Genomic DNA, 2,300 nt, shown 5'->3' on the forward strand with positions numbered 1-2,300 from the left:
GTCTTTCAAAAAAACGTTCAAAACAATCTTTGTCAAAGGCTTTGCCGCAAGGTTCTTGTAACAGCGCATTTACGTGATCGCTGGTTTTCGGTAGCCGGAACGTTTTGGTTTCACGAACTTTGTTTATCTTCGGCAGAGAGAACTCAGTTCGCTCTGGCGCGACCACGCAAATGCGCGAAACGTTAGCCGTCAGTTCCGAGCGACGTTGTGGTTAGAGGAATTTTCGCTAAATTTGGCCATCTTAAATACCACAACAAGATGATCAGATTTTATCCTAAAGAAGAATTTCGAGAAGTCGAAACAAATTTTTCATTGCAAAATCGTTATGCAATCTCTAACCGAGGAAGAATTATCAGTTTTGAGAATACTATCGAAGATGGCAAATTGCTAAATGGAGGCAACGCCAGCGGTTACAAAACGTTACGTTTCAATATTAAAAACAAAAAGGGAAAGACCGTTGGCAAAACTCTTTTTGTCTACAAGCTTGTCGCTGAACTCTTTTTGCCAAAGCCTTCTGAAGAATGCGTGCATGTGATTCACTTGGATTATTCCCGCGATAATGATATTGTCGCAAACCTAAAATGGGCAACTGCGCAAGAAGCGAAAGAACATCGAAGGAGAAATCCAAATGTAATGAACATTGGAGCAAAGGTTCGTGAATACAGAATTAAAGCTGACGGCAGAAAACTCACTTCCACAAAAGTTATACATTTGAAGAAATTGCTGAATGACCCCGAAAGAAAAACAAGAATTAAAATTCTGGCTAAACAATTTGGCATAAGCGAAATGCAAGTCAGTAGAATTAAAAGTGGCGAAAATTGGAGCCATATCAAAGTTTAAGAACCGAACGGCTAACCGCCGTTTCATCGACATTGCCGAGATTTGGGTAAGTTGAATGTTCGATTTTCACGAACATTGTTTATCTTCGGCAGAGAAAACTCAGTCCGCTTTCATCGGCAACGTCGTGAAGCGGCCTAACGTTACCTGCCAGTTCAAAAAAGACGAGTAAAATGAAGATCCAAATTTTATTAATATCCTCTGCCCTATTCTTTACATTTTCCTGCAATAAGAAAACTGACGACAAGAGAACGTCTGTTGACAAAATTATTGATGTTGTTATTGAAACTTCGGATGGGCAATCTGTAGAATTTCCTGACTTATATAATTTTGTTTACTATTCTTTATCTGACGAAAATCCAGAAAACTTAATTCTTGTTCGCAAACTCATGTATAGAGGATTCAAAATCAATGAATCTGGACGAGGAAATTATCCACCACTTGGTCCCAGAATTATTAATGTGAACATGAGAAAAGAAGATTGCGAATGCAATGTGAGTAAAATCTATTACTCGACAGTCAACGATTCAATTTTTCAAACCACGGAGAAAATAAGCTGTAAACGAACCGGCAGGTAACCGCCGTTTCAAGCAATTGCCGCGTTTTCAGTAAGTTGAACGTTTGGTTTTCACGAAGATTGTTTTATCTTCACCGAATGAACTCCGCTCCGCTTTGATCGGCAACTGCGTGAAGCGGCCTAACGTTAGGCAAAATTATTTTCGACGCCACCGTTAATGTCAACAATATTTTATATATTTGTACGTATAAAATCATTGTTATGGACGCGAAACTCACATTAAAACTCGACCAAGAAGTAATAGAAAAAGCTAAAATATATGCTTCCGGCAAAAAGCTTAGCTTATCTCGCCTCATTGAAAGCTATTTGAGTTCACTTACCTCAGATAAAAAAAATGATGATGATAGCTTTGAAATTTCGCCATTTATAAAAAGCATGCAAACAGGCGTTAAAATTCCTGCCGATTTGGATTACAAAAAAGAATATGGAAATTATTTAGCCGAGAAATATAAATGAAAAAACGAATTTATATTGACACGAACATAATGCTTGATCTTTTAGGTGAACGTGAAGATTTTTACGTAGATGCAGCGATGTTAGCTTCGCTTGCAGATCAAAAGAAAATAGCTCTTGTTTCCTCTCCTATTTCTTACGCAACCGTAAATTACTTTTTAAGTAAATTCGAAAACTCACGTATAGCAAAAGAGAAACTCAGAAACTTTAAATTATTTAGTGAAATCTGCTCAATTGATGAAGGCATCGTAGAGAAAAGTTTAAATTCAAATTTCTCCGATTTCGAGGACGCTTTGCATCACTTTAACGCTATCGATTCAAACTGCGAAGTTATAATAACAAGAAATCCCAAAGATTTTAAAAATTCTATTCTTCCGATTATGAGTCCAAAGGAATTTATGAATAGTATCAAATCATAATTTCGCCTAACCGC

The 2,300-nt window shown here is 37.1% G+C and carries 5 protein-coding genes; all 5 read left to right on the forward strand.

The features are described 5' to 3' along the window. A partial coding sequence (locus tag BLP55_RS17210; RefSeq protein ID WP_211516846.1) for a hypothetical protein occupies window positions 1–186 on the forward strand: 186 nt, incomplete at its 5' end. A 72-nt stretch (window positions 187–258) separates the two neighbouring features. Beyond that, a complete protein-coding gene (locus BLP55_RS16130; RefSeq protein WP_091147246.1) occupies window positions 259–840 on the forward strand; it encodes an NUMOD4 domain-containing protein in 582 nt (193 codons plus the stop codon). 170 nt (window positions 841–1,010) lie between these two features. Further along, window positions 1,011–1,415: a hypothetical protein gene (locus tag BLP55_RS16885; RefSeq protein WP_139149789.1), complete on the forward strand. Its 405-nt coding sequence runs from the start codon at window positions 1,011–1,013 to the stop codon at window positions 1,413–1,415. A 200-nt stretch (window positions 1,416–1,615) separates the two neighbouring features. Further along, complete coding sequence (locus BLP55_RS16135; protein WP_091147250.1) at window positions 1,616–1,870, forward strand: DUF6364 family protein; 255 nt, start codon at window positions 1,616–1,618, stop codon at window positions 1,868–1,870. Beyond that, window positions 1,867–2,286 (forward strand): type II toxin-antitoxin system VapC family toxin, encoded by a 420-nt coding sequence (locus BLP55_RS16140; RefSeq protein WP_091147253.1) that lies wholly within the window; start codon window positions 1,867–1,869, stop codon window positions 2,284–2,286. The genes BLP55_RS16135 and BLP55_RS16140 overlap by 4 nt, the downstream gene beginning before the upstream one ends. The last annotated feature ends 14 nt before the right edge of the window (window positions 2,287–2,300 follow it).

Source organism: Flavobacterium caeni (genome assembly GCF_900101895.1).
GTDB classification, from domain to species: Bacteria; Bacteroidota; Bacteroidia; order Flavobacteriales; family Flavobacteriaceae; genus Flavobacterium; species Flavobacterium caeni.

Excerpts from the sequence above, each read along its gene's own strand:
- BLP55_RS16135 (WP_091147250.1), top strand. The coding sequence starts at position 1,616 with ATGGACGCGAAACTCACATTAAAACTCGACCAAGAAGTAATAGAAAAA.
- BLP55_RS16130 (WP_091147246.1), top strand. The coding sequence starts at position 259 with ATGATCAGATTTTATCCTAAAGAAGAATTTCGAGAAGTCGAAACAAAT.
- BLP55_RS16885 (WP_139149789.1), top strand. The coding sequence starts at position 1,011 with ATGAAGATCCAAATTTTATTAATATCCTCTGCCCTATTCTTTACATTT.
- BLP55_RS16140 (WP_091147253.1), top strand. The coding sequence starts at position 1,867 with ATGAAAAAACGAATTTATATTGACACGAACATAATGCTTGATCTTTTA.